Origin of the sequence: Micromonospora sp. NPDC005305 (assembly GCF_040607315.1) — a bacterium.
Classification (GTDB): Bacteria; Actinomycetota; Actinomycetes; order Mycobacteriales; family Micromonosporaceae; genus Micromonospora.
In genome coordinates this window covers 53,640-78,086 of the sequence record NZ_JBEXGL010000027.1, presented here as the reverse complement: position 1 = coordinate 78,086, position 24,447 = coordinate 53,640, and the positions used below count along the sequence as shown (strand labels likewise).

Genomic DNA, 24,447 nt, shown 5'->3' with positions numbered 1-24,447 from the left:
GCGTTGGGGAGTTTCGTTGTTTTGGTGAACGGGAACGTGCCCGTTCCCGACGCAAACCTCTTGATCAACTGCTCGAGGAGGGGGCGCGGGCCGGCACGGGTGGGGTTCAGGCCGGTAGGGCGGACGGCGTGATCTCGCCCGTGGCGACCAGGACGGCGGGGCCGGCGAGCCAGCAGGTGTCCTCGGTGATCGTGATCGTGAGGCGGCCGCCGGGGACGTCGACGGTCATCGTGCCGATCTCCCGGCCGGCGTCGCGCAGCGCCACGGCGGCGACCGCGCAGGCGCCGGTGCCGCAGGAGAGCGTCTCGGCCGAGCCCCGCTCGTAGACCCGCATGAGCACGTGCCCGTCGGTGCCCTCGACCGGCTCGCCCGGGCTGATGAACTCGACGTTCACCCCGGCCGGGAAGACGGACGGGTCGACGTCGGGCGCCCGGGTGAGGTCCAGGCCGCCCAGGTCCAGGCTGGCGGGCAGCGCGCAGACCAGGTGCGGGTTGCCGACGTCCACGGCGGCGCCGGTCAGGGTGAGCCCGCCCAGGGTGGCGGTGGCCGTGTCGTACAGGCGGGGGCGGCGCATCTCGACGGCGACGTCCGCCCCCTCCACCCGGGCGCGCACCAGGCCGGCCCGGGTGGCCAGCGGCACGGTCCCACCGGACGGGGCGGCCAGCCCGGTCTCCAGCAGGTAGCGGACGAACACCCGGGCACCGTTGCCGCACATCTCGGCGAACGAGCCGTCGGAGTTCCAGTAGTCCATGAACCACTCGGCCTCGCCGGCCAGCGCCACGCCCTCCGAGTGCTTGGCGGCGCGTACCACGCGCAGCACGCCGTCGCCGCCGACGCCGCGGCGCCGGTCGCAGAGCGCGGCGACCAGGCCGGGCGTCAGGTCGAGCGCCCCGTCCGGGTCGGGCAGGATGACGAAGTCGTTGCCGGTGCCGTGGCCCTTGGTGAACTCCACGCCTCCATCATTCCCGATGCTCGGCGGCCACCCGCAGCGCAGTGTCGACAAACGCGGGCGAGGCCGAGTCCAGCCAGTGGATCCGCGGGTCGCGCCGGAACCAGGAGCGCTGCCGGCGGACGAACCGCCGGGTGGCCCGGACGGTCTCCTCGTGCGCCTCGGCCTCGGTCAGCTCCCCGGCCAGGAAGCGCAGCACCTGCTGGTAGCCGAGCGCCCGGCTGGCCGTCCGCCCCTCGGGCAGGCCCTCGCCGACCAGCGTCCGCGTCTCGGCGACCAGGCCGTCGGCCCACATCCGGTCCACCCGCAGCGCGATCCGCTCGTCCAGCAGTGCGGTGTCCAGGTCGACGCCGAGCTGCACCGACGGGTAGTACGGCGTCGGCGCCGGCAGCGACGCGGTGAACGGCGCGCCGGTCAGCTCGACGACCTCCAGTGCGCGGACAATGCGCCGGCCGTTGCTCGGCAGGATGCCCGCCGCGGCCACCGGGTCGGCCTCGGCGAGCCGGGCGTGCAGCGGCGCCGGGCCGACCTCGGCCAGCTCCGCCTCCAGCCGCTCCCGCACGGCCGGGTCGGTGCCGGGGAACTCGAACTGCTCCAGCACCGCCCGCACGTAGAGCCCGGAACCGCCGACCAGCAGCGGCACCCGCCCCCGGGCCAGGATGTCGTCGACCGCCGCGCGGGCCAGCTTCTGGTATTCGGCGACGCTGGCCGGCTCGGTCACCGGCCAGATGTCGAGCAGGTGGTGCGGCACGCCCTCCCGCTCGGCCGGGGTCAGCTTGGCCGTGCCGATGTCCATGCCCCGGTAGAGCTGCATCGAGTCGGCGTTGACCACCTCGCCGTCGAGGGCGTGCGCGAGGGCGATGCTCAGCGCCGACTTGCCCGCCGCGGTCGGCCCGACCACGGCGACGACGGTCACGCCTTCTCCCAGTTGGCCACGAAATAGGCAACGCCGTAGGGGGCCTGGTGGTAGCTCACCTCGCCGCGCCAGTCGCCGCCCGCCGCCCGGGCCGCGCCGGCCAGCACCTGCCACGGCGCCCGCCCGGCGACCCTCAGCTCCGCCGACAGCACCGGGTCCAGGCCGAGCAGGATCGCCGCGTCCGCGCCGGCCAGGGCCCGGGCAACCCCCTCGTCGTACGCGGGCGCGCGCGGGTCGTCGTAGCCGGGCGCCTTGACGCCCCGGCAGGCCGACCCGTCCCCGAGCACCAGCAGCGCGGTCCGCTCGTCCGGCTCGGCGACCAGCTCCGCGCCGAGGGCGGCGCACTCGGCCGGGGACGCGTCCGCGGCGACCGCCCGGGCCAGCCGGGGCAGCTCGGTCCCGGACCGGTTCACCAGCCAGGCGCCGATGGTCAGGCTCAGCGGCAGGCGGTCGCTCCCGGCGCAGTTGACCTTCCAGAGCCGCACGTGCCGGTCCAGCCCGTACGGGCGCAGCGAGCCGTGGTCGGCGCTGCCGAACCGCTCCGTCTCCGGCCCGGCGCCGAGCAGCAGGATCACCTCGGGATCGGCGGCCAGCAGCCGGGCCACGGCCGCGTCGGCGGCGGCGCGGAGGTCGTCCAGCTCGGGCGCGGCGGCACCCGCCAGCTCGGGCACGATCAGGGGCGGGTGGGGGCAGACGGCGGCGGCGACCAGGGACACGGCACCAACCTATCCGTATCCCCCGGTGCGTCCCCGCGCCGATCCGGTCATCGAGGCGCTACGACACCGTATGGTCACGGTCGACGACAGGCGCTCGACACGGACCGGGTCGGACCTGTGACAATGCCGGGAGAACTTTGCTGCGCCGTGGCGGCGATCGCGGGAGGTGTCCCGTCGACGCCGGGAGAACGAGGATGGGCACATGAGCGACTGGACTGCCTTCGGACGGGTGGACGAGGACGGCACCGTCTACGTCAAGACCGCCGAGGGCGAGCGGGTGGTCGGATCCTGGCAGGCGGGGGCACCGGAGGAAGGGCTCGCCCATTTCGCCCGGCGCTTCGCCGACCTGGTGACGGAGGTGGACCTGACCGAGGCCCGGCTCAACTCCGGCGCGGCGGACGCCAGCCACTCGCTGACCACGATCCGGCGGATCCGCGCCTCGCTGGCCGAGGCGCACGTCGTCGGTGACATCGACGCCCTGGCCGCCCGCCTGGACAAGCTCGCCACGGTGGCCGAGGAGAAGGCCGGCGAGGCCCGCGCCGCCCGCGACGCCGCCCGCGGCGAGGCCCTCGCGCGCAAGACCGCCCTGGTCGAGGAGGCGGAGAAGCTGGCCGCCGAGTCGACCGGCTGGAAGACCGCCGGCGACCGGCTCAAGGAGATCCTCGACGAGTGGAAGACCATCCGCGGGGTCGACAAGAAGGCCGACGGTGAGCTGTGGAAGCGGTTCGCCGCCGCGCGGGACGGCTTCACCCGCCGTCGCGGCGCCCACTTCGCCTCCCTGGACCAGCAGCGCAAGCAGGCGCAGGGGGTCAAGGAGGAGCTGGTCGCCGAGGCCGAGAAGCTCAAGGAGTCGACCGACTGGGGCACCACGGCCAACCAGCTCAAGGACCTGATGGCCCAGTGGAAGGCCGCGCCGCGCGCCTCCAAGGAGGCCGAGCAGAAGCTCTGGGAACGGTTCCGGGCGGCGCAGGACGACTTCTTCACCCGCCGCAGTGAGGTCTTCTCGGCGCGCGACAACGAGCAGCGCGCCAACCTGGAGCGCAAGCAGGCCCTGCTCGCCGAGGCCGAGGCGCTCGACGTCGACGGCGACCCGAAGGGCGCCCAGGCGAAGCTGCGGGAGATCCAGGCGCAGTGGCACGAGGCCGGCCGGGTGCCGCGCGAGGCGGCCGCCGGGCTGGAGCGCCGGCTGCGCGCCATCGACGACAAGGTCCGCGAGGTCATGGACTCGGCGTGGCGGCGCACCTCCAAGGAGGACAACCCGCTCCTGGCCCAGATGCGGAGCCAGGTCGCCGAGGCCGAGGACCGGCTGGCCCGGGCGCAGGCGGCCGGCGACGCCCGCCGGATCAAGGAGGCCGAGCAGGCGCTCGCCTCGAAGCGGCAGTTCCTCCAGCTGGCCGAGCAGGCCGGCTGAGTCCCCGCTTTCACCGGAAGAGCCCCCGTCCCGTCCCGGGACCGGGGGCTCTTCCGTGTCCGCCTCCGGCCGGACGAGGAAGGCGGCCCGTGGTCGCGTGTTGACGCATCGAGGCCGGCTGATCAAAATGGGCGGCAGAGCCAGGTTCCGCACCGGCGCGAGGGCACGACGGCACGAGCTGCCGTCGGGATTCGCCGGTGCTTCTCCCCGCGGGTGGCCGTCCACGTGACACGGCCCGGCGCGCGCTGTCCGCGTACTCGATGACGAGCGGGCCGTCTCCCCCTGGTCTTTCCGCCCGCGGCGCTCGCGCGGCGCGGGCATCCGAAGTGGAGCTCGCCATGCACCGACCCACCGCCCTCGGCGGCGCCCTCGCGGCGCTCGCCACCGCCGCGGCCGGCGTCCTCGTCGCCGCCGCCGTCAGCACCACCCCGGCCGCCGCCGCGACGGCCGGGACCGGCACCGGCTACCTGCACACCAGCGGCAACAAGATCGTCGACAGCACGGGGGCCACGGTCCGGCTCACCGGCATCAACTGGTTCGGCATGGAGACCGACAACAAGACCTTCCACGGTCTGTGGTCGAGCAACCCGTGGCGCGGCCAGCTCGACACCATGGCCCGGCTCGGCTACAACACGCTGCGCATCCCCTACTCGAACGACGCGCTGAAGCCCGGCGCCACGGCCACCGGCATCAACGACTTCGTCAACCCGGACCTGGTCGGCCTGTCCCCGTTGCAGATCCTCGACAAGGTCATCGACTACGCGGGCAGCAAGGGGATGCGGGTCATCCTGGACCGGCACCGGCCCACCTCGGCCGGGCAGTCGCCGCTCTGGTACACCTCGACGGTCTCCGAGGCGACCTGGATCGCCGACTGGAAGATGCTCGCCCAGCGGTACGCGAACAACACCACCGTGATCGGCGCGGACCTGCACAACGAGCCGCACGCCGAGGGCACCAACCCGGCCGCCACCGGCGCCTGCTGGGGCTGCGGCGACACCGCCCGCGACTGGCGGCTCGCCGCCGAGCGGGCCGGTAACGCGATCCTCGGGGTGCAGCCCAACTGGCTGATCTTCGTGGAGGGGGTGAGCTGCCCCAGCGGCGGCCTGTCGAACGTCTGGGACAACGACCCCAGCAACGACGAGGACTGCGGCTGGTGGGGCGGCAACCTGTCGAAGGCCGGGCAGTTCCCGGTGCGGCTGAACGTGGCCAACCGGCTGGTCTACTCCCCGCACGAGTACGCGACCTCGGTCTACCGCCAGACCTGGTTCGACGACCCGAGCTACCCGGCGAACATGCCGGCCATCTGGGACCGGTACTGGGGCTACCTCTACAAGCAGAACCTCGCGCCGATCATGATCGGCGAGTTCGGCAGCACGCTCCAGGACCCGAAGGACAAGGTCTGGCTGCAGAACCTCATGGCGTACACGGGGACCGGGGTGACCGGGATGTCCTTCACCTACTGGTCGTGGAACCCGAACTCGGGTGACACCGGGGGCATCGCCAACGACGACTGGACCACCATCAACCAGGCCAAGCAGGACATCCTCCAGCCCTACCTGATCCCGCCGGCGGGTGGCGGCGGCAACCCCACCCCGACCCCGACGGGGACCGGCTCGCCGTCGCCCACCACGCCGGCGCCGAGCGGCGGCTGCACGGCCACCTACAAGCAGGTCAACGCGTGGCAGGGTGGCTTCCAGGGCGAGCTGACCGTGAAGAACAGCGGCACCGCCGCGGTCAACCCGTGGTCGGCCACCTGGACCTGGCCGTCCGGGGTGACCCTGGCCAGCGGCTGGAACGCCACCGTCACCCAGTCCGGCACCACGGTCACCGCGGCAGCCCCGAGCTGGGCGGCGTCGCTCGCGCCGGGCGCCTCGGTGACCGTCGGCTTCACCGCCAACGGGACGGCCGCCGCGCCGGGCGCCGTGAAGCTCAACGGCACCGCCTGCTGAGAGCACGACGGCCGGGGCCGCCACGGGGCGGTCCCGGCCGTCCGCGGTCGGTCAGCGGGCGGCGCAGCCGCCGGTGGGGGCGGGCGCCGCGGCCGGCGCGCCGATCGTCGGCAGCCCGAGCAGCACCCCGGGGGTACGCGGGGCACGCCCCGCCTCGGCCGCGTCACCGGCGCGGGTGCGCCGGTGCGACAGCGGCTCGCCGTCGGCGTTGAGGTGGTGCGGGGCGGCGTAGGTGACCGTGGTGTGCACGATGTCGCCCGGGCGGATCTGCCCGGCCAGGCTGCCCGCGTCGAAGTGGACGAGGCGGCCGTCGCGGGCGCGGCCGGACATCCGGCCGGTGCGCTCGTCCTTGCGTCCCTCGCCGACCGCGACGAGCACCTCGACGGTCTCCCCGACCAGCTTCCGGTTCTCCGCCCAGGTGATCTCCTCCACGCAGGCGATCAACCGCTCGTACCGCTCCTGCACGACCTGCTTGGGCAGCTGGCCGTCCATCGTCGCGGCCGGCGTGCCGGGGCGCTTCGAGTACTGGAACGTGAACGCCGACGAGAAGCGGGCCTGGCGGACCACGTCGAGGGTCTTCTCGAAGTCGGCGTTGGTCTCGCCGGGGAAGCCGACGATGATGTCGGTGGTGATCGCCGCGTCGGGCATCGCGGCCCGGACCTTCTCGATGATCCCCAGGTACTTCTCCGACCGGTACGAGCGGCGCATGGCCCGCAGCACGTCGTCGGAGCCGGACTGCAGCGGCATGTGCAGCGAGTGGCAGACGTTGGGCGTCTCGGCCATCGCGGCGATCACGTCGTCGGTGAAGTCCTTCGGGTGCGGGCTGGTGAACCGGACCCGCTCCAGGCCGTCGATGTCGCCGCAGGCCCGCAGCAGCTTGCCGAAGGCGTACCGGTCACCGAACTCCACGCCGTAGGAGTTGACGTTCTGGCCGAGCAGCGTCACCTCCAGCACGCCCTCGTCGACCAGGGCGCGCACCTCGGAGAGGATGTCGCCGGGGCGGCGGTCCTTCTCCTTGCCGCGCAGGGAGGGCACGATGCAGAACGTGCAGGTGTTGTTGCAGCCCACCGAGATCGACACCCAGCCGGCGTACGTCGACTCGCGCCGGGTCGGCAGCGTGGACGGGAACACGTCGAGGGATTCGAGGATCTCCACCTCGGCGGCGGTGTTGTGCCGGGCCCGCTCCAGCAGCACCGGCAGGGACCCGATGTTGTGCGTGCCGAAGACCACGTCCACCCAGGGCGCCTTGCGGACGATCTCGCCGCGGTCCTTCTGGGCCAGGCAGCCGCCGACCGCGATCTGCATCCCCGGGTGCCGGTCCTTCACGGGGCGCAGATGACCCAGGTTGCCGTAGAGCCGGTTGTCGGCGTTCTCCCGGACGGCGCAGGTGTTGAACACCACCACGTCGGGCTGCTCGTCGGCCTCGGCGGCACGCACGTAACCGGCCTGTTCGAGCAGGCCGGAAATGCGCTCGGAGTCGTGCACGTTCATCTGGCAGCCGTACGTGCGCACCTGGTAGGTGCGCGGGCTGCCCGCGGCTGCGGTAGTCATGACCCGGACAGCGTATCCGGGCCGAGCTGGTCGGACCGAACGAGGAGGAGCCGTGTGCCGGAGCATCAAGACCCTGCGTGAGCCGTACGTCCCGGTGGTGACCGAGGAGGACATCCGGGCGGCCGCGCTGCAGTACGTCCGGAAGATCTCCGGGTTCCGCGCCCCTGCGGCGCACAACGCCGCCGCGTTCGACTCGGCGGTCGACGCCGTGGCGGCGGCCACCGCCACCCTGTTGGACCAGCTCGTGGTCCGGGGCCAGCAGCCGGCGGCCCGCTGAGTCTGCCGGGGCCGCCCCTCGCCCCCGTCAGGCGGCGGCGAGGGCCGGGGCGACCGAGTCGGGGGCCCAGCGGGAGCGGTGGCACTGCGACCAGCCGCGGCAGCGGGGGTCCGCCACGGTGCAGAGCCGCTGGTCGCTGAGGACCTCGCCGTCGTCGGTCTCGACCACGTCGAAGTGCACCGGGCGGATCGTGCCGTCCGGGGCGACCAGCAGGTGCCGCCCGGCGTCGAGGGTGTCGTCGCGCATCAGGCAGTTGCGGTCCAGCAGCCGGGCCAGCGCCGCGATGCTGGGCAGCTCGGGCAGGCGCTCGGGCACCCCGTAACAGTCGACCACGGTCCCGTACGCCCCGGGCGCCTCCCAGACGTCGCAGACCACCGCGTACGCGGGGAGTCGGGCCGGGTCGGCGACGGCGAGGGGCATCACCACCCGGCCGAGCGCCTCGGCCAGCGCCGGGTAGACCTCCACGGGCGCCGCGCCGTCGATTCTCCAGTTCCACAGCTCGGTCATGCCGCCTCCTCGCTGCGCTCGTCCCACCGGCCTCCGGATCGGGCCTTACTGACGATGGTGGGGTGCTTTTGACCTCAGCCGGGCGCAAGTTACCGGTCTGTGACCATTCCGGGCAGAATTTCCTCGGGCGACCTCGCCCAGAGTAGCGGGAAGGTGACAGTTTATCGGGTATGGTGCCGCGTTCGCGACAGCGAATCACCGAGTTGTGGTGACGGATTCGCGAATGCCGGCGCGGGTTTTCAGCGCACCCGGATCAGGTGGTCGCTCGCCGGCAGCAGTTCGCCGACCACCGTGCCACCCGGCACCTCGCCCGCCACCAGCAGCCCACCCGAGGTCTGCGCGTCGGCCAGCAGCAGCCGCTCCCCCTCGTCCGCCCCGCCGAAATCCGTCCACGGGGTCACCCAGTCCAGGTTGCGCCGCGTGCCACCGCTGACGAAGCCGTCGCGCAGCGCCTCCCGGGCGCCGGGCAGGTAGGGCACCGCGGCCGCGTCGATCGCCACGGTCAGCCGGCTGGCCCGGGCCAGCTTCGAGGCGTGCCCGAGCAGCCCGAACCCGGTCACGTCGGTGCCGCAGCGGACCCCCGCCGCGACGGCCGCCCGGGCCGCGTCCCGATTCAGCCGGGCCATCGAGGCGACCGCCTCCGGGAACCGCTCCCCGGTGCTCTTGTGCCGGGTGTTCAGCACCCCGACGCCGAGCGGCTTGGTCAGCGACAGCGGCAGGCCGGGCCGGCCGGCGTCCAGGGTGATCAGCTCCTCGGGCCGGACCACCCCGGTGACGGCCAGGCCGTACTTCGGGCCGTCGTCGTCCACGCTGTGCCCGCCGGCCAGATGGCAGCCGGCCTCCCGGGCCACGTCCTGGCCGCCGCGCAGCACCTCCCGGGCCAACTCCAGCGGCAGCACCTCGCGCGGCCAGCAGAGCAGGTTGAGCGCGACCAGCGGGGTGCCGCCCATGGCGTACACGTCGGAGAGCGCGTTGGCGGCGGCGATGCGCCCCCAGTCGTAGGCGTCGTCGACCACCGGGGTGAAGAAGTCGGCGGTGCTGACCAGGCCGGTGCGCTCGTCGAGCCGGACCACCGCGGCGTCGTCGCCGTGCTCCAGACCGACCAGCAGTTCGGCGGCGCCGACGGCCGGGGCCAGCCCGGCCACCATCGTCTCCAGCTCACCCGGCGGGATCTTGCAGGCGCACCCGCCGCCGCGGGCGTAATCGGTCAGCCGGAGGGGGTCTGTCATCCCCACATGATCGCCGTGGACCGGTGTGGCCGCTACTCGGACGCCCCGTTCGGTGACGGAATTCGGACGCACGGGTACGGCGGTGACCGGTGTTACCGCTCCGTGACCATTCGAGTTGCGTTCTGCCACATCACGCCGCCTACAGTGGCCCAACCAGGGGTCTCGCGACCCCGCTTTCCGTACGGACGACAGGGACGGTGGACGACGTGACGACGGGCGAACCGCTGATCGTGCTGGACGGGGTGAACAAGTGGTTCGGCCCGCTGCACGTGCTGGACGACGTCTCGCTCTCCGTCGGCAGGGGCGAGGTGGTCGTGGTCATCGGCCCGTCCGGCTCCGGCAAGTCGACGCTCTGCCGGGCGATCAACCGGCTGGAGCCGATCAACTCGGGCACCATCACCTTCGACGGCACCCCGCTGCCGGCCGAGGGCAAGGCGCTGGCCAAGCTGCGCAGCGAGGTCGGCATGGTGTTCCAGTCGTTCAACCTCTTCGCGCACAAGACCATCCTGGAGAACGTCACCCTCGGCCCGGTCAAGGTGCGCCGGGAGAAGCCGGCCGCCGCCCGCGAGCGCGGCCTGGCCCTGCTGGACCGGGTGGGCATCGCCAACCAGGCGGACAAGTACCCGGCGCAGCTCTCCGGCGGCCAGCAGCAGCGGGCGGCGATCGCCCGCGCGCTGGCCATGCAGCCCAAGGCGATGCTCTTCGACGAGCCCACCAGCGCGCTCGACCCGGAGATGGTCGGCGAGGTGCTGGAGGTGATGACCTCGCTGGCCCGCGACGGCATGACCATGGTCGTGGTCACCCACGAGATGGGCTTCGCCCGGCACGCGGCCAACCGGGTCGTCTTCATGGCCGACGGCCAGTTGGTCGAGGAGGCCCCGCCCACGGAGTTCTTCGCGAACCCGCGCAGCGAGCGGGCCCGGGACTTCCTGTCCAAGATCCTCACGCACTGAGCGTCCGTAGTTGGAGTGCGCCGTCCCCCGGTGGCTCCGTCGTAGAAGGAGATGAGTATGCGTTTGAAGCGCGTGGCCGCGGTTGCCGCGGCGGCGACCCTGGCGCTGGGCATGGCCGCCTGTGGTGGTGACAGCGACGAGGGCACCGGCTCGGGCAGCAAGTCCTTCGCCGCCGGCAGCACGATGGAGCGCCTGAACAAGGCGCAGAAGATCAAGATCGGCACCAAGTTCGACCAGCCGGGCTTCGGCCAGAAGGGCCTGTCGGGCAAGCCGGAGGGCTTCGACGTCGAGGTCGCCAAGCTCATCGTGAAGGAACTCGGCATCCCCGAGGACAAGATCGAGTACGTCGAGACCCCGTCGAAGGTCCGCGAGGACGTGATCGTCAACGGCACCGTCGACCTGGTCGCGGCGACCTACACGATCAACGCCAAGCGCAAGGAGCGCATCGCCTTCGCCGGGCCGTACTACGAGGCCGGCCAGAACATCATGGTCCGCAAGGACGACACCAGCATCACCGGTCCGGACTCGTTCAAGGACGGCACCAAGAAGGTCTGCTCGGTGACCGGCTCCACGCCGATCGAGGAGATCAAGAAGTACGTCAAGGACGTCGCCACCCAGGTGGTGCCCTTCGACACCTACGACAAGTGCCGGGACGCCCTCAAGAGCGGCCAGGTCGATGCGCTCACCACGGACAACGTGATCCTGCTCGGCTACATCGCCAAGGACGAGGCGTCGTTCAAGATGGCCGGCGACAACTTCACCAAGGAGCCCTACGGCATCGGTGTCAAGAAGGAGGACACCGACTTCCGTAACTTCATCAACGACACCCTGGAGAAGGCCTTCCAGGACGGTAGCTGGAAGAAGGCCTGGGACAACACCGCCGGCAAGTTCGGCGCGACCCTGGGTGACGCTCCGGCGCTCAACCGCTACTGATCTGACCTGATCTGGAGGGTGGGGAGGAAACCAACCCGTGAGTGTGCTCATCGACAAGTTCGACGTCTTCGCGGGTGGATTCTGGCTCACCCTCCAGATCTGCGTACTCGCCGCGATCGGCGCCCTGATCCTGGGCGCCGTCGTGGCGGTGCTGCGGATCTCCCCGGTGCCGCCGCTGCGGGCGCTCGGCACCGGTTACGTGAACGTCTTCCGGAACATGCCGCTGACCGTGGTCATGTTCTTCGCCGCCTTCGGGCTGCCGGCGCTCGGCTCCAACGCCGACTTCCTGCGCATCCCCGGGCTGGACGCGATCTTCGGCCGGCTCGGCGCCGACCTGCCGTACTTCCGCTTCGCGCTCATCGCGCTGGTGCTCTACACGGCGGCGTTCGTCTGCGAGGCGCTGCGCTCCGGGGTGAACGCGGTCCCGCCCGGGCAGGCGGAGGCGGCCCGGTCGCTGGGGCTCACCTTCGGCCAAAACCTGCGGTACGTGGTGCTGCCGCAGTCCTGGAAGGCGTCGGCCGTGCCACTCGGCTCGGTCATCATCGCGATGATCAAGAACTCCGCGCTGATCGGCTTCTTCGGCGTCATCGGTGACCTGTCCCAGACCGCCGACCAGCTCACCTCGGCCGGCGGCTACGCCTTCATCCCGGTCGCCATCGGCATCTCCGTCGGATACCTGATCATGACGGTGCCGCTGGGCGCCCTCCTCGACCGGATCGAGAAGCGACAGGCGGTGGCCCGGTGAGCCAGCAGAACAGCGTCCTCTACGACGTTCCCGGTCCCCGGCAGCGGCGGATCACGCTGGTCGTCAGCCTGATCGCCACGGTCGTGGTGCTCGTCGGGGCGTACTTTCTGATCTACCGACCGCTGGCCGACAAGGGCCAGTTCTCGATGGAGCTGTGGGGGCCGCTGGTCGACCCCTCGAACGAGAACTTCTCCCAGGTCTGGGACCGCCTCGGCGTCGGCCTGAAGAACACGCTGACCGCCGCCGCGCTGGCCATCGTCGCCTCCCTCGTGGTCGGCACCCTGATCGCCGTGCTGCGGATCCAGCTCAAGAGCCTGGCCCGGCGACGCTTCACCGGGTTGGCCGCCCCGCTGGCGTACCTGCTGCGCGGGCTGAGCTGGCTGCTGTCGGCGGTGACCCGGGTCTGCGTCGAGGTGTTCCGGGGCCTGCCCGTGGTCCTCACGATCTTCTTCGTGGCGCGCGGCTTCCCCGAGTTCGGCATCTCGTTCGACAACCTCTGGTACCTGGTCATCGGTCTGACCGTCTACAACTCGGTGGTCATCGCCGAGATCCTCCGCTCCGGCATGGAGGGTCTGCCGGGCGGCCAGGCCGAGGCCGCCGCCGCGATCGGGCTCTCGCCCGCCCAGACCACCCGGATGATCCTGCTGCCGCAGGCGTTCCGGATCATGCTTCCGGCGCTGATCAGCCAGCTCGTCGTGGTGCTCAAGGACACCTCGCTCGGCTTCATCATCAGCTACGAGGAGACGCTCAACATCGGCAAGCAGATCATCGGCGTGCTGGGCAACCCGATCCAGGTGTACGTGGTGATCGCGGCGCTGTTCATCGCGGTGAACTACTCGCTGTCGAAGCTGGCCCAGTACGTCCAGCGCCGGCTCTCCCGGGGCCGGAAGACCGCCGGCACCCCGGCGCAGAACCCGCCGCCCGCGGCACTGATGTCGCAGGCCGAGGGCGGCGGCGGCATCTGATCACCTGACTCGGCGGAAAGGCCGGCCCGGATCCCGGGCCGGCCTTTCGCATCTCCCTGTCGTCAGCGGGCGATCTCGGTGACCCGGGACTCGCGGACCACGGTCACCCGGATCTGACCGGGGTAGGTCAGCTCCTCCTCGATCTGCTTGGCCACGTCCCGGGCCAGCACCGCCGCGCCGATGTCGTCGACGTCCTCCGGCTTGACCATCACCCGGATCTCCCGGCCGGCCTGCATGGCGAAGACCTTCTCCACGCCGAGCTTGCCGGCCGCGATCTCCTCGATCCGCTCCAGCCGCTTGACGTACGCCTCCAGGCTCTCCCGCCGCGCCCCCGGCCGGCCGCCCGAGCAGGCGTCCGACGCCTGGGTGAGCACCGCCTCGATGGTCTGCGGGGGCACCTCGTTGTGGTGCGCCTCGATGGCGTGCACCACGTCCTCGCTCTCCCCGTACTTGCGGGCCAGGTCGGCGCCGATGATGGCGTGGCTGCCCTCCACCTCGTGGGTGAGCGCCTTGCCGATGTCGTGCAGGAACGCGCAGCGCTTGATGGTCGGCACGTCCAGCCGCAGCTCGGCGGCCATGGTCCCGGCGATGTGCGCGGTCTCCACCAGGTGCTTGAGCACGTTCTGCCCGTACGACGTCCGGTAGCGCAGCCGGCCGAGCAGGGTGACCAGCTCCGGGTGGATCTCGGTGATGCCCACCTCGACCAGCGCGTCCTCGGCGGCCCGGTGGCAGAGCTCCTCCACCTCGTGCCGGGCCAGGTCGTAGACCTCCTCGATCCGGTGCGGGTGGATCCGGCCGTCGAGCACCAGCTTCTCCAGCGTGAGCCGGCCGACCTCGCGGCGCACCGGGTCGAAGCAGGAGAGCAGGACCGCCTCGGGGGTGTCGTCGATGATCAGGTTGACCCCGGTGACCGACTCGAAGGCGCGGATGTTGCGCCCCTCCCGGCCGATGATCCGCCCCTTCATCTCGTCCCCCGGCAGGTGCAGGACGCTGACCACGCTCTCCGCGGTCTGCTCGCTGGCCACCCGCTGGATGGCGTCGACCACGATGTGCCGGGCCCGCTGCTCGGCGGTGCCGCGGGCGTCGGCCTCGATCTCCCGGACCAGCAGCGCGGCCTCCCGCTTGGCCTGCCCCTCGATCGACTCGACCAGCTCGGTCCGGGCCGCGTCGGCGGTCAGGCCGGCCACCCGCTCCAGCTCGCGGCGGCGCTGCTCCTCGGCCTCGGTGAGCGCCTGCTCCCGTTCCACGAGGGCCGCCTCCCGGGCGGCGAGCGCGGCGCTGGCGGCGGTGAGCTGCCGTTCCCGCTCGGCGAGGCGCTCCACCTCCTCGGTGTGCAGCCGTTCCCGCTCGTCCATCCGGGCGGCCCGCCGCTCGACCTCGGCAGCCTGTTCCCGGGTGGTCGCGGCGAGCACCGCCACCTCCCGCTCGCCGCTGCGCCGGGCGGCGGCGCGGAGCTGGTCGGCGTCCGCCTCGGCCTGCTTGTGCGCCCGCTCCAGCACCGTGTCGGCCTCGGCCCGGGCGTCGTCGAGCACCCGCCGGGCTTCGGCGCGGGCCGCCTTCGCCTCGGCCTTGGCGGCGGCCGCCTCGGCGCGGGCCGCGGCGGCGGCCGACTTGGCCACGTCGATGGTGCTGTTGGCCTCGTCGGCGGCGTTGCGCAGGGCCGCCAGGGACTGCTCCTGGCGGTCCTTCTCGGCGATGAAGGCCGGATCCTCGGGGGCGGGCGCGAGGCTGAGCCGGCGCATGGCCCGCACGCCGAACAGGACGGCGCCGACCACCACCACCACGAGCAGCAGCACCACGGCGAGGATGACGACGTCGAAGGCGCTCATGCGGCCGCTCCGCGCCGGTGCGCGCCCACTCCGGCGCGGCTCGTGCAGCCGCCCGGCGAGGAGCGGCCGGGCCCGTGTGGAAGACCGCCGGTGAACCTGTGCCGCCCCGCCATGGCCGCCTCCCCTGAACGTCGGCACCGCAGGCGGCGTGCGAACGGCACGCACCTGCGGCTCTGGACGCCCGACCGGAGCGGCTGGCTGTGGGTAGCTTTCCGTCGGCGGTGCCCACCTCGGGGCATCGCCGGCGGCCGGTTGCAGTTGTCGGTCGGCTCCGGACCGGCCGTCCGAAGCTTGCCGTCAAGGGCCGGTGAAGCTGGCCAAAAGTGATGCTGTTCTGTTACGCGATCTATGTTGTGCGCTTAGCCTGCGCTGGTCGGGCAAAGTGAGCCTGTATGGCGAGGCTAGGTCTCCAGGGGCCGTTCGGTCAAGGACTCATGATCAAACCACCCGGACGGAGAGAAGTGGGAACGTCACGCAGCGCTGTCCAGATGCCGGACACGGCCGGACAAATTTCGCCCGCTCGGGTCCCTCGGTCAGCTTCCCGACCTGCTCAGAGCCACCACCTGACCGTCCCCGGCCCCCGCTCGGGACGACCCGGCGCCGGCCTCTCCGGGCCGGCAACTTTTCGCAAGGGTGACTCGCATGTCACCAGGCGGCCCGCTCGCTCGCTCGCCGGCGTGGCGGTGGCAGGGCACTCGCCCGCACCTCTCCCGCCGCCTGTCGAGCTGATGACATGAACGACTCACCGGGCGCTCGGCGCCACAGCCCTGCCAGATCTTGGCGAGTTTCCGTTCGAGACGAACAGCAACTCGCCAAGGACTCGGCGCGACACGGGGCCGGAGTTGCGCGGGGAACGGTGGCCAGTGGCGCGGGCGTCGCTGCTCAGTGGGCGCCGAGGGCGCGGGCCGCCGTCACCAGCGCCGGGTTGTCCGGTGCGGCGCTGCCGTCCGGCAGGACCAGCGTGTCCTCCAGGCCGATCCGGGTATGCAGGCCGCGGCGTACGGCCTCGGCGCACACCGGCCAGGTCGCCGGACCCTCGCCGTGCAGCAGCACGGGCGGGCGCTCGGCGGGCAGCGCCGCGAGGATGGCCGCGGCGTCGGCGAGTGCCACGTCGACCTCTTCGGCCAGGCACTCGACGAGGACCCGCCCGGTCGGCGCCGGCCAGCGACGCCAGGCGTCGACCGCGGCCACCGTCCAGAGGCCGGCCTCGACCATGACACCCCGCTCGTGCAGGGCGGCCGCGACGGCCGCCGCGCCGGGTTCGTGGGCGTTGACGGAGGCGAAGTCGGGCAGCACCGTCCAGGCGCGTACGGCGGCGACCCGGTCGGCGGGCTCGGGGGCGATCCAGGCGCCGGTGCTCACCCCGACGGGCAGGCCGGGCCGGGCGGCGCGGATCGCGGTGACCGCCGCGGCGATCACGGCCGGGTCGAGCGACTCGGCACCGCCGGCGTCGCGCGGGTGCACGTGCACGGCCGTCACCCCAGCCGCCGCGCACCGGACCGCCTCGGCAGCCAACTCGTCGGGCGTAACCGGCACGGCGGGGTGCTCCTGCCTCCCCCGCCCCCCGTTCAGACACGCCTTCAACACGGCCGCACACCTCTCCAGGAGTCGATCATGAAGTTGTTGCGCCGACACGCCGACGCGGCGGGCAACAACTTCATGATCACCACCAGAGTGGTCGGCGTCAGTCGAGCGGGCGGGAGGCGGGGTCCGGCTCGTGCTCGGCGTCGGCGAGGGCGTCGGCGTCGAGCTGCTCGGCGAACTCGGCCGCCTCGGCGCTCTGCGCGGCCAGCGCGTCCTTGACCGCCCGGATGGCCACGCCGGCCGGGTAGCCCTTGCGGGCCAGCATGCCGACCAGGCGCCGGAACACAGCGTCAGGCTCGCCCCGGGTCGCGCGCAGCTTCCGCTCCACCAGGGTGCGGGCGGTCTCCGCCTCGGTCTCCTCGTCCAGCTCGTCGAGGGCCTCGCTGGCCACCTCACCGTCGACGCCGCGCTGGCGCAGCTCGTTGGCGAGCGCCCGGCGGGCCAGCCCCCGACCGTTGTGCCGACTGCTCACCCAGGCACGGGCGAAGGCGGCGTCGTCGACGAGGCCGACCTCGTCGTAGCGGTCGAGGACCTGGTCGGCGACCTCCTCGGAGATGCCCCGCTTCGCCAGGGCACCGGCCAGCTCGGCACGGGTGCGCGGCCGGACCGCGAGCTGCCGCAGGCAGATCTCCCGGGCCACCTCGGCATCGTCGCGGGGCGGCGCGGGGGTCGCCTCGGCATCGGGCTCCTCGGCCCGGCCCCGGCGGCCACGGCGCGGCCGCGGTGGAGTGGTGGCGTCACCCGTGCGGGGCGGGCTGGCATCCCAGCCCCGCCCCGTACGGGCGCGTCGTCCTGCCACGGGTCAGCCGGGCGATCAGAAGTCGACCGGCGGCAGCTCCGGGCCGCCGGCGGCGTCGCCCGCGCCGGTGCCGACGCCGAGCTTCTCCAGGATCTTCTTCTCGATCTCGGCCGCCACGTCCGGGTTCTCCCGGAGGAACTCGCGGGCCTTCTCCTTGCCCTGGCCGAGCTGGTCACCGTCGTACGTGTACCAGGCGCCGGACTTGCGGATGATCGCCTGCTCCACGCCGACGTCGATCAGCGAGCCCTCGCGGGAGATGCCCTTGCCGTACATGATGTCGAACTCGGCCTGCTTGAACGGCGCGGCGACCTTGTTCTTCACGACCTTGACGCGGGTGCGGTTGCCGACCACGTCGGTGCCGTCCTTGAGGCTCTCGATGCGGCGCACGTCGAGCCGGACCGAGGCGTAGAACTTCAGCGCCCGACCACCGGTCGTGGTCTCCGGGCTGCCGAACATCACGCCGATCTTCTCGCGGAGCTGGTTGATGAAGATCGCCGTGGTGCCGGTGTTGTTGAGCACACCGGTGATCTTCCGGAGCGCCTGGCTCATCAGCCGGGCCTGCAGACCCACGTGGCTGTCGCCCATCTCGCCCTCGATCTCGGCGCGCGGCACCAGGGCCGCGACCGAGTCGATCACGATGATGTCGATCGCGCCGGAGCGGACCAGCATGTCGACGATCTCCAGCGCCTGCTCGCCGGTGTCCGGCTGGGAGACCAGCAGGGCGTCGGTGTCGACGCCGAGGGCCTTCGCGTAGTCCGGGTCGAGCGCGTGCTCGGCGTCGATGAAGGCGGCGATGCCGCCGGCCCGCTGCGCGTTGGCCACCGCGTGCAGGGCCACCGTGGTCTTGCCGCTGGACTCGGGACCGTAGATCTCGACGACCCGGCCGCGCGGCAGGCCGCCCACGCCGAGCGCCACGTCGAGCGCGATGGAGCCGGTCGGGATGACCGCCGTCTGGACGACGGGCCGCTCCCCCAGCCGCATCACCGAACCCTTGCCGAACTGCTTGTCGATCTGAGCGAGAGCAAGGTCGAGTGCCTTCTCCCGGTCGGGCCCTGCCGCCATCGTTGCCACCCCTGCCTTCGCCGGCGTCTTTGCTGAGCTTCGCGTCACGCGGACACGCTAGGCGCTGGGTCCGACAGAAAACCAGCCGACGGGCCGCGAGCTGTGGACGAGCACCCCGCTGTGGACAATAGCCGAACAGGTGTACGACTCGACAAGCGACACGCGGAACCGGCGAAAAGGCTGCTCAGCGTAGTCGGGCGGGCACCCGGTCGGGATACGCGGCGACGACCGCGCGCCACACCACGTGCGTCTCCACCCCCGCCGCCAGGGCCTGCTCGATGGTCCGCCCGCCGAGCTGGGACAGCACCTGGTCGCTGGCGATGCTGGTCGCGTAGCCCGGCCCGAACGCCTCCGCCAGCCGCGCCCAGAAGTCGGTCAGCCGCACGTGTCACTCCTCCTTGTCGGGCACCTCGTCCGAAGGACGCCCGAGTTCGTCCGCCGCCCCGACGGGCGCCGGACGCAACGCTAGCGCCACCAGCGGCACCACCGCGATCGCCGCCAGCAGGGTCAGGGTCGGATAACCCACGCCCCGCATGACAAACCCGCTCGCCGCCGCCGCGCCCGCCCCGGCCAGCCCCATGACCAGGTCGGACAGGCCCTGCACGCCGGGCCGGTCAGCGGTGGGCACCGACTCCGACAGCAGGGTCGAGCCGGCCACCATGGTGCCCGACCAGCCCAGCCCGAGCAGGGCCAGGCCCACCGAGAGCAGCGGGGTGTGGTGCCCGGCGGTGCCGGCGACCGCGCAGGCGGCCAGCAGCAGGGCCACCCCGCCCAGGATCACCGGGCGCCGGCCCAGCCGGTCGGTGAGCCAGCCGACCAGCGGGGACAGCGCGTACATGCCGGCGATGTGCAGGCTGAGCACGATGCCGACCACCCGCAGCACGTCCGCGTCGGAGTGCGACTCGCCGAGGCGTACCGGGGTCATCGACATCACGGCGACCATCACGAGGTGACCCACGGCCACGGCGGCGATGCCGAGGCGGGCGGCGGGCCGCCCGCGTACCGTGCGCCAGGCCGCGACCATGCCCGCGCGGCGCCGGGCGGTCCCACCCGGCGCCGCGACCGGGTCGGCCGGGGTCTCGGCCGCCGCCAGCCGGCGCGCGGTGAGCAGCGGGTCCGGCCGGAGCAGCACCGCCAGCACGGCGGCGGCCAGCACGAACGCGACGGCGCTGAAGGCGAACGGGCCGGCCAGCGCCGGCAGGCCCCAGCCGCGGGTGGTGGCGTCGGCGAGCGCGGCGAAGTTCGGCGCGGCCACCGCGCCGATGGTGGTGGCCCAGACGACCAGCGAGAGCTGGCGCCCCCGGCGCGCCGGCTCGGCCAGGTCCACGGCCGTGTAGCGGGCCTGGAGGTTGGCCGCGGTCCCGCCGCCGAAGAGCAGCATGCCGACGAAGAGCAGTGGCACCAGGTCGACCACGGTCGCGACCACCACGAGCACGCCACCGACCGCCCCGACCAGGTACGCGGTGACCAGCCCCGGCCGCCGCCCGCGCGCCGCCATGATCCGGGTGACCGGCACGGCGAGCAGGGCGGCGCCGACCACCCCGGCGCTCTGCGCCACCCCGGCCAGGGCGGTGCCGGCGACCCGGGCGGCGAGCAGCGCGCCGACGGAGATGCCGATGGTGACGCCGATGCCGCCGATGATCTGGGTGAGGACGAGCAGCCGGACGGTGCGTCGCTGGATCGGGGCGACGTCGAGCCGGCTCGGGACCGGCGTGGTCAGGTCGGTGGCCATGGCGGATGCTCCTGGGAGTAAGGGGTGACCCATCCTCCCGCACCCGACCCGGCCGGGGGCACCCGGTTTCGCTACAGGCCGAGCCCCCGACCGATGATCTCCTTCATGATCTCGGTGGTGCCGCCGTAGATGGTCTGCACCCGGCTGTCCAGCCAGGCCTTCGCCACCGGGTACTCCAGCATGAAGCCGTAGCCGCCGTGCAACTGGACGCAGCGGTCGGCGACCCGGTTCTGCAGCTCGGTGGTCCACCACTTGGCCTTCGCCGCGTCGGTCACCGACAGCCGGCCGGCGTTGTACTCGGCCACGCAGTGGTTGACGAACGTCCGCGCGATGGTGACCTCGGTGTCCAGCTCGGCCAGGAGGAACCGGTTGTGCTGGAACCGCCCGATGGGCCGGCCGAACGCCTCCCGGGAGCGGGCGTAGTCGAGGGTGAGCGCGAGCAGCTTCTCCGCGGCGGCCACCGCGGCGACCGCGATGCTCAGCCGCTCCCGGGGCAGGTTGGCCATCAGGTGGTAGAAGCCGTGGTTCTCGGTGCCGATCAGGTTCTCGGCCGGCACCCGGCAGTCGTCGAAGAACAGCTCGGCCGTGTCGTTGGCCTTCAGGCCGACCTTGGCCAGCCGCCGGCCCCGGGCGAAGCCGGGCGTGCCGGTCTCCACCACGATCAGGCTCACCCCGTGCGCGCCCTGGTCGGCGGCGGTCTTGGCGACCACCACCACGAGGTCGGCCAGCTCCCCGTTGGTGATGAACGTCTTCTGCCCGTTGAGCACCCAGCTGTCGCCGTCGCGGACCGCGCTCGTGCGGATGCCCGCCAGGTCGCTGCCCGCGCCCGGCTCGCTCATCGCGATGGCGGTGACCAGGTCGCCGGAGCAGAAGCCCGGGAGCCAGCGCTTGCGCTGGTCGTCGGTGGTCAGCTCGGTCAGGTACGGGCCCACCACGTCGTTGTGCAGCCCGAAGCCCAGCCCGGTGCAGCCGGCCTCGATGATCTCCTCGTCGAGCACCGCGTTGAACCGGAAGTCGCGCTGCCCGCCGCCGCCGTGCTCGGGGTCCACGTCCATGCCGAGCAGCCCGGCCGCGCCCGCCCTGCGCCACACCTCCCGGTCGACGATCCCGTCGGCCTCCCAGCGCTCGTGGTGCGGCACGGCCTCGCGGGCGAGGAACTGCCGGCACAGGTCCCGGAACTCCTGGTGGACGGGCTCGTAGAGATGCTGCTCCATGGCGGCCAGTCTGGCACCGCCGGCTCCCGCTGCCCAGAGGTGATCCGCGCTCAGCTCCACCAGGTGGCGTCGGTGACCGGGACGAAGCCGAGCGAGCGGCGGTCATGTCGCCGACGCTACGGCCCGCGCCGTCCGCCGTGCAGGTCCATTCCGGCGCCGTGGCACTGGTCCAGCAGCCCGGGGTACGCCAGCATGGCGGGATGAGCACGCTGACCGGAGCACAGATCGCCGACGCCGCCCTGGACGGGTGGACCTTCCTGCTCGGCGCCCTGCAGACCCGCATCCGTACGCCGAACTTCGCCGCCGGACTGTCGCTGGTGGACGCCATCGGCGCCGAGGCCGAGCGGCGAAACCACCATCCCGACCTGGACCTGCGCTACACCCACGTCGACGTGCGGCTCTGGTCGCACGACGCGCGCGGGGTCACCGACCGCGACGTCCGGCTGGCCCGGGCCATCTCCGCGCTCGCGGCCGAGGCCGGCCTGTCGCCGGCGCACACCGGCGTGTCCCGGCTCGAACTCGCCCTGGACAGCCCCGACTTCGCCGCCGTGCTGCCGTTCTGGCGGGCGGTGCTGGCCGGGGAGCACCTGGCCGGGCCCGGGTTCGGTGACGAGGTGCGCGATCCGGCCGGCGCGCTGCCCACCGTGTGGTTCCAGGAGTCCGGCCGCGACGAGCCTCGCCAGCGCTGGCACCCCGACGTGTGGGTGGACCCGGCGGAGGTGAAGCAGCGCATGGAGGCCGCGCTCGCCGCCGGCGGGACGCTGGTCAGCGACGAGGCGGCGCCGCACTTCTGGGTGCTCGCCGACGCCGACGGCAACCGCGTCTGCCTCTGCACCTGGCAGGGCCGCGACTAGCGCAGCGCGCGGGCGGCCACCTTCAGGTCCTTGACGAGCCCGTCGTACGCGACGTCCTGGTTGTCGGCGCGCAGCACCGCGGAGGGGTGGATGGTGGCCAGCAGCCGGGCCTCCGGGGCGTCGGCGACCCTGCCGGCGCTGTCCACCGGGACCCGGGCGAAGTCCTCCGGGTGCTGGGCGGCGGCGGGCCAGGGCAGCAGCTCGCCGCGCTGCTTCGTGACGCGGAAGGTCGGGCCGAGCAGGGCCTTGGCGGCGGTGGCGCCGAGCACCACCACGATCTCCGGGTGCAGCCGCGCGAACTCGGCGACCAGCCAGGGGCGGCAGGCGGTGATGTGCACCCGGTCGGGCGTCTGGTGGATCCGCCGCTTGCCGCGCAGTTCGAAGCGGAAGTGCTTGACGGCGTTGGTGAGGTAGATGTGGCCGGGGTCGATGCCGGCGTCGTCGACGGCCTTGCGCAGCAGTCGGCCGGCCGGGCCGACGAACGGCAGCCCCTTCTGGTCCTCCATGTCGCCGGGCTGCTCCCCGACGAGGACCACCCGGGCGCTCTCGTCGCCGCGGCCGAACACCGTCTGCGAGGCGTCCCGGTAGAGCTCGCAGCCCCGGCAGCCGGTCGCGGCGGCGCGCAGCTCGTCGATGGTGTCCGCCTGCGGCGGGATGAACTCCTGCGCTCCGGGAGCGTTCTCGGTCTCGGCCATGCCAGCTTTATATACCGGTTTCGGCACCGACGCCGGATGCGCCCGCGTCAGTATCCGGAGCCGCCGCCACCGCCGCGCGAGGCCAGCGCGATCGCGATGATCACCAGAATGATCACGACCGCCGCCACGCCGATCCAGAGACCGGTCCGGGATCCGTTCGAAGCCATGACACGCACCTCCCGGCCGCGGTTACCCGCGGGCCGCCGGCCCATGCCGCGGCTCAGGTGGTGAAGCCGGCGGGCGCCGGCCGGACCGCGCGGGCCACCGCGTCGGCGAGCGGACCGAGGTCGGCCTCGTCGAGCCGGCTGACGGTGATCCGCACGCCGGGCGCGGCGGCGATCCGGTTCAGCGCGCCGGGGGCCACCGACCAGCCGGCGTCCCGCAGGGCGGTGACCGCGACCGTCTCGTCGGGCACCGGCACCCAGACGTTGATGCCGGTCCGCCCGTGGGCGGCCAGCCCGCGCGCCGCGAGGGCGTCGACCAGGCCGTCGCGCCGCCGGTCGTAGCTCTCCGCCGCGCGGCCCACCAGGTCGGCGGTGGCCGGGTCGCGCCAGAGCGCCAGGACCAGGCGTTGCAGCACGGTGGAGACCCAGCCGGCGCCGACCCGGGCCCGGCCGGCCACCCGGGCCACGGTGGCCTCGTCGCCGGCGAGCACCGCGAGCCGCAGGTCGGGGCCATAGGGCTTGCTCACCGACCGGACGAAGGCCCAGGCCGGGGTCGCCCCGGCGAGCGCGTGCAGGGGTACGCGGGCCAGCTCGGCGGCGTGGTCGTCCTCGATCAGCAGCAGGTCGGGGCGGCCGGCGAGGAGCGTACGCAGCTCGGCGGCCCGGTCGGCGGAGACGGCGGCGCCGGTGGGGTTCTGGGCCCGGCTCGTGACGATCAGCGCGCGGGCGCCGGCGGCCAGCGCGACGCCGACCCCCGGCGCGGTCGGGCCCTCGTCGTCCACCGGCACCCCGATGGGGCGCAGCCCGAGGGCGGCGAGCAGGTCGAGCAGGTTGGCCCAGCCGGGATCCTCGACGGCGACCGCGTCGCCGGGGCGCAGGTGGGCGGCGAGCAGGCGTTCGATGCCGTCGAGCGCGCCGCCGGTCACGGTGATCTCGTCGGCCGGCACCCCGTCGGCGGCGAGCCGGTCGCGGGCCGCGGCGGCCAGCTCGGGGAGAACTGCCCTCTCCGCGTAGCCGGCAGGGCTCCGGAACTCGGCGGCAAGCGCGGCCAGGTGCGGGCCGAGCGGCGGCAGCAGCCGGCTGTCGGGGTTGCCGGCCGAGAGGTTGCGCGTGCCGGGCAGCGGCGGCGGCATGAGCGCGGAGCGGCGGCTGGCCACCGGCGGGCGGGGGCGGACCCGGGTGCCGTGCCGGCCGGCGGTGACGACGAGGCCCCGCTGGCGCAGTTCCTGGTACGCCTTCGCGACGGTCGCCGGGCTCACGGCCAGCGCGGTGGCGAGGACCCGGACGGCGGGCAGGGCGTCGCCCGGTGCGAGGTCCCCGGCGCGGATGCCGGTTTCCACGCTCGCCGAAATCGCCGCCGAGGAGGAACCACTGATCTGATAACGTGCTGCCACAGTTCAGAGATTGTACTAG

At 73.1% G+C, this 24,447-nt stretch carries 23 protein-coding genes; 8 read left to right on the top strand and 15 right to left on the bottom strand.

Going from position 1 to position 24,447, the window contains the following annotated elements; genetic code table 11:
- Window positions 1-106 precede the first annotated feature (106 nt).
- The 3 genes from dapF to ABZS80_RS29575 are packed head-to-tail and all read right to left on the bottom strand — an operon-like array spanning window position 107 to window position 2,581.
- Complete coding sequence (gene dapF / locus ABZS80_RS29585) at window positions 107-952, bottom strand: diaminopimelate epimerase (protein WP_355060956.1); 846 nt, start codon at window positions 950-952, stop codon at window positions 107-109.
- Window positions 953-959: 7 nt separating this feature from the next.
- Window positions 960-1,979, bottom strand: a complete 1,020-nt coding sequence (miaA, locus tag ABZS80_RS29580; protein WP_355060954.1) for a tRNA (adenosine(37)-N6)-dimethylallyltransferase MiaA — start codon at window positions 1,977-1,979, stop codon at window positions 960-962.
- Window positions 1,862-2,581 (bottom strand): hypothetical protein, encoded by a 720-nt coding sequence (locus ABZS80_RS29575; protein WP_355060953.1) that lies wholly within the window; start codon window positions 2,579-2,581, stop codon window positions 1,862-1,864. Before ABZS80_RS29575 ends, miaA begins: the two co-directional genes overlap by 118 nt.
- A gap of 202 nt (window positions 2,582-2,783) precedes the next feature.
- On the opposite strand from ABZS80_RS29575, the gene ABZS80_RS29570 reads away from it, so the two are divergent.
- Window positions 2,784-3,992, top strand: coding sequence for a DUF349 domain-containing protein (locus ABZS80_RS29570; protein ID WP_355060952.1), 1,209 nt, complete (start codon window positions 2,784-2,786; stop codon window positions 3,990-3,992).
- Between the two features lie 338 nt (window positions 3,993-4,330).
- On the top strand, window positions 4,331-5,941 hold the full coding sequence (locus tag ABZS80_RS29565) for a cellulase family glycosylhydrolase (RefSeq protein WP_355060950.1): 1,611 nt from the start codon (window positions 4,331-4,333) through the stop codon (window positions 5,939-5,941).
- A 51-nt stretch (window positions 5,942-5,992) separates the two neighbouring features.
- On the opposite strand, the gene miaB is transcribed toward ABZS80_RS29565, so the two are convergent.
- On the bottom strand, window positions 5,993-7,492 hold the full coding sequence (gene miaB, locus ABZS80_RS29560; RefSeq protein ID WP_355060949.1) for a tRNA (N6-isopentenyl adenosine(37)-C2)-methylthiotransferase MiaB: 1,500 nt from the start codon (window positions 7,490-7,492) through the stop codon (window positions 5,993-5,995).
- Window positions 7,493-7,544: 52 nt separating this feature from the next.
- Between miaB and ABZS80_RS29555 the strand changes: the two genes are divergently transcribed.
- Window positions 7,545-7,769 carry a DUF2277 family protein gene (locus ABZS80_RS29555; protein WP_151462698.1) on the top strand — a complete coding sequence of 75 codons (225 nt, stop codon included), beginning with the start codon at window positions 7,545-7,547 and terminating at the stop codon, window positions 7,767-7,769.
- A gap of 27 nt (window positions 7,770-7,796) precedes the next feature.
- On the opposite strand, the gene ABZS80_RS29550 is transcribed toward ABZS80_RS29555, so the two are convergent.
- Both ABZS80_RS29550 and selD read right to left on the bottom strand, forming a co-directional pair.
- A complete protein-coding gene (locus ABZS80_RS29550) occupies window positions 7,797-8,276 on the bottom strand; it encodes a hypothetical protein (protein ID WP_148428061.1) in 480 nt (159 codons plus the stop codon).
- A gap of 239 nt (window positions 8,277-8,515) precedes the next feature.
- On the bottom strand, window positions 8,516-9,505 hold the full coding sequence (gene selD / locus ABZS80_RS29545; RefSeq protein WP_355060946.1) for a selenide, water dikinase SelD: 990 nt from the start codon (window positions 9,503-9,505) through the stop codon (window positions 8,516-8,518).
- Between the two features lie 197 nt (window positions 9,506-9,702).
- Here selD and ABZS80_RS29540 point away from each other — a divergent pair, with 197 nt between their 5' ends.
- The 4 genes from ABZS80_RS29540 to ABZS80_RS29525 are packed head-to-tail and all read left to right on the top strand — an operon-like array spanning window position 9,703 to window position 13,101.
- Window positions 9,703-10,458, top strand: coding sequence for an amino acid ABC transporter ATP-binding protein (locus ABZS80_RS29540; protein WP_355060944.1), 756 nt, complete (start codon window positions 9,703-9,705; stop codon window positions 10,456-10,458).
- Between the two features lie 57 nt (window positions 10,459-10,515).
- A complete protein-coding gene (locus ABZS80_RS29535; RefSeq protein WP_355060942.1) occupies window positions 10,516-11,391 on the top strand; it encodes a glutamate ABC transporter substrate-binding protein in 876 nt (291 codons plus the stop codon).
- A gap of 37 nt (window positions 11,392-11,428) precedes the next feature.
- On the top strand, window positions 11,429-12,136 hold the full coding sequence (locus tag ABZS80_RS29530) for an amino acid ABC transporter permease (RefSeq protein WP_355060941.1): 708 nt from the start codon (window positions 11,429-11,431) through the stop codon (window positions 12,134-12,136).
- Entirely contained in the window at window positions 12,133-13,101 is a 969-nt protein-coding gene (locus ABZS80_RS29525; RefSeq protein ID WP_355060939.1) for an amino acid ABC transporter permease, read from the top strand. The genes ABZS80_RS29530 and ABZS80_RS29525 overlap by 4 nt, the downstream gene beginning before the upstream one ends.
- Before the next feature lie 62 nt (window positions 13,102-13,163).
- On the opposite strand, the gene rny is transcribed toward ABZS80_RS29525, so the two are convergent.
- The 7 genes from rny to ABZS80_RS29490 form a co-directional block, all read right to left on the bottom strand.
- Window positions 13,164-14,930, bottom strand: coding sequence for a ribonuclease Y (gene rny / locus ABZS80_RS29520; protein WP_355060937.1), 1,767 nt, complete (start codon window positions 14,928-14,930; stop codon window positions 13,164-13,166).
- An 882-nt stretch (window positions 14,931-15,812) separates the two neighbouring features.
- Complete coding sequence (locus ABZS80_RS29515) at window positions 15,813-16,517, bottom strand: 3-keto-5-aminohexanoate cleavage protein (protein WP_355060935.1); 705 nt, start codon at window positions 16,515-16,517, stop codon at window positions 15,813-15,815.
- Between the two features lie 97 nt (window positions 16,518-16,614).
- The gene (locus ABZS80_RS29510; protein WP_355060934.1) at window positions 16,615-17,313 is read right to left on the bottom strand and encodes a regulatory protein RecX; all 699 of its coding nucleotides are present in this window, start codon (window positions 17,311-17,313) and stop codon (window positions 16,615-16,617) included.
- Between the two features lie 15 nt (window positions 17,314-17,328).
- Complete coding sequence (recA, locus tag ABZS80_RS29505) at window positions 17,329-18,375, bottom strand: recombinase RecA (protein WP_107078208.1); 1,047 nt, start codon at window positions 18,373-18,375, stop codon at window positions 17,329-17,331.
- Window positions 18,376-18,559: 184 nt separating this feature from the next.
- Entirely contained in the window at window positions 18,560-18,760 is a 201-nt protein-coding gene (locus tag ABZS80_RS29500; RefSeq protein WP_355060932.1) for a DUF3046 domain-containing protein, read from the bottom strand.
- Window positions 18,761-18,763: 3 nt separating this feature from the next.
- Window positions 18,764-20,107 (bottom strand): MFS transporter, encoded by a 1,344-nt coding sequence (locus ABZS80_RS29495; RefSeq protein WP_355060930.1) that lies wholly within the window; start codon window positions 20,105-20,107, stop codon window positions 18,764-18,766.
- 71 nt (window positions 20,108-20,178) lie between these two features.
- The gene (locus tag ABZS80_RS29490) at window positions 20,179-21,321 is read right to left on the bottom strand and encodes an acyl-CoA dehydrogenase family protein (RefSeq protein WP_151462709.1); all 1,143 of its coding nucleotides are present in this window, start codon (window positions 21,319-21,321) and stop codon (window positions 20,179-20,181) included.
- A 200-nt stretch (window positions 21,322-21,521) separates the two neighbouring features.
- On the opposite strand from ABZS80_RS29490, the gene ABZS80_RS29485 reads away from it, so the two are divergent.
- A complete protein-coding gene (locus ABZS80_RS29485) occupies window positions 21,522-22,175 on the top strand; it encodes a 4a-hydroxytetrahydrobiopterin dehydratase (protein ID WP_355060928.1) in 654 nt (217 codons plus the stop codon).
- On the opposite strand, the gene ABZS80_RS29480 is transcribed toward ABZS80_RS29485, so the two are convergent.
- Both ABZS80_RS29480 and ABZS80_RS29475 read right to left on the bottom strand, forming a co-directional pair.
- Window positions 22,172-22,870 (bottom strand): UdgX family uracil-DNA binding protein, encoded by a 699-nt coding sequence (locus tag ABZS80_RS29480; RefSeq protein ID WP_355060926.1) that lies wholly within the window; start codon window positions 22,868-22,870, stop codon window positions 22,172-22,174. The genes ABZS80_RS29485 and ABZS80_RS29480 overlap by 4 nt on opposite strands.
- Window positions 22,871-23,090: 220 nt before the next feature.
- The gene (locus ABZS80_RS29475; RefSeq protein ID WP_355060924.1) at window positions 23,091-24,428 is read right to left on the bottom strand and encodes an aminotransferase class I/II-fold pyridoxal phosphate-dependent enzyme; all 1,338 of its coding nucleotides are present in this window, start codon (window positions 24,426-24,428) and stop codon (window positions 23,091-23,093) included.
- Between the last annotated feature and the right edge of the window lie 19 nt (window positions 24,429-24,447).

Coding starts and splice junctions, on each gene's coding strand:
- ABZS80_RS29535 (WP_355060942.1), top strand. CDS start 10,516: ATGCGTTTGAAGCGCGTGGCCGCGGTTGCCGCGGCGGCGACCCTGGCG.
- ABZS80_RS29565 (WP_355060950.1), top strand. CDS start 4,331: ATGCACCGACCCACCGCCCTCGGCGGCGCCCTCGCGGCGCTCGCCACC.
- ABZS80_RS29485 (WP_355060928.1), top strand. CDS start 21,522: ATGAGCACGCTGACCGGAGCACAGATCGCCGACGCCGCCCTGGACGGG.
- selD (WP_355060946.1), bottom strand. CDS start 9,505: ATGACAGACCCCCTCCGGCTGACCGATTACGCCCGCGGCGGCGGGTGC.
- recA (WP_107078208.1), bottom strand. CDS start 18,375: ATGGCGGCAGGGCCCGACCGGGAGAAGGCACTCGACCTTGCTCTCGCT.
- ABZS80_RS29490 (WP_151462709.1), bottom strand. CDS start 21,321: ATGGAGCAGCATCTCTACGAGCCCGTCCACCAGGAGTTCCGGGACCTG.
- ABZS80_RS29570 (WP_355060952.1), top strand. CDS start 2,784: ATGAGCGACTGGACTGCCTTCGGACGGGTGGACGAGGACGGCACCGTC.
- ABZS80_RS29495 (WP_355060930.1), bottom strand. CDS start 20,107: ATGGCCACCGACCTGACCACGCCGGTCCCGAGCCGGCTCGACGTCGCC.
- ABZS80_RS29550 (WP_148428061.1), bottom strand. CDS start 8,276: ATGACCGAGCTGTGGAACTGGAGAATCGACGGCGCGGCGCCCGTGGAG.
- ABZS80_RS29480 (WP_355060926.1), bottom strand. CDS start 22,870: ATGGCCGAGACCGAGAACGCTCCCGGAGCGCAGGAGTTCATCCCGCCG.
- miaB (WP_355060949.1), bottom strand. CDS start 7,492: ATGACTACCGCAGCCGCGGGCAGCCCGCGCACCTACCAGGTGCGCACG.
- rny (WP_355060937.1), bottom strand. CDS start 14,930: ATGAGCGCCTTCGACGTCGTCATCCTCGCCGTGGTGCTGCTGCTCGTG.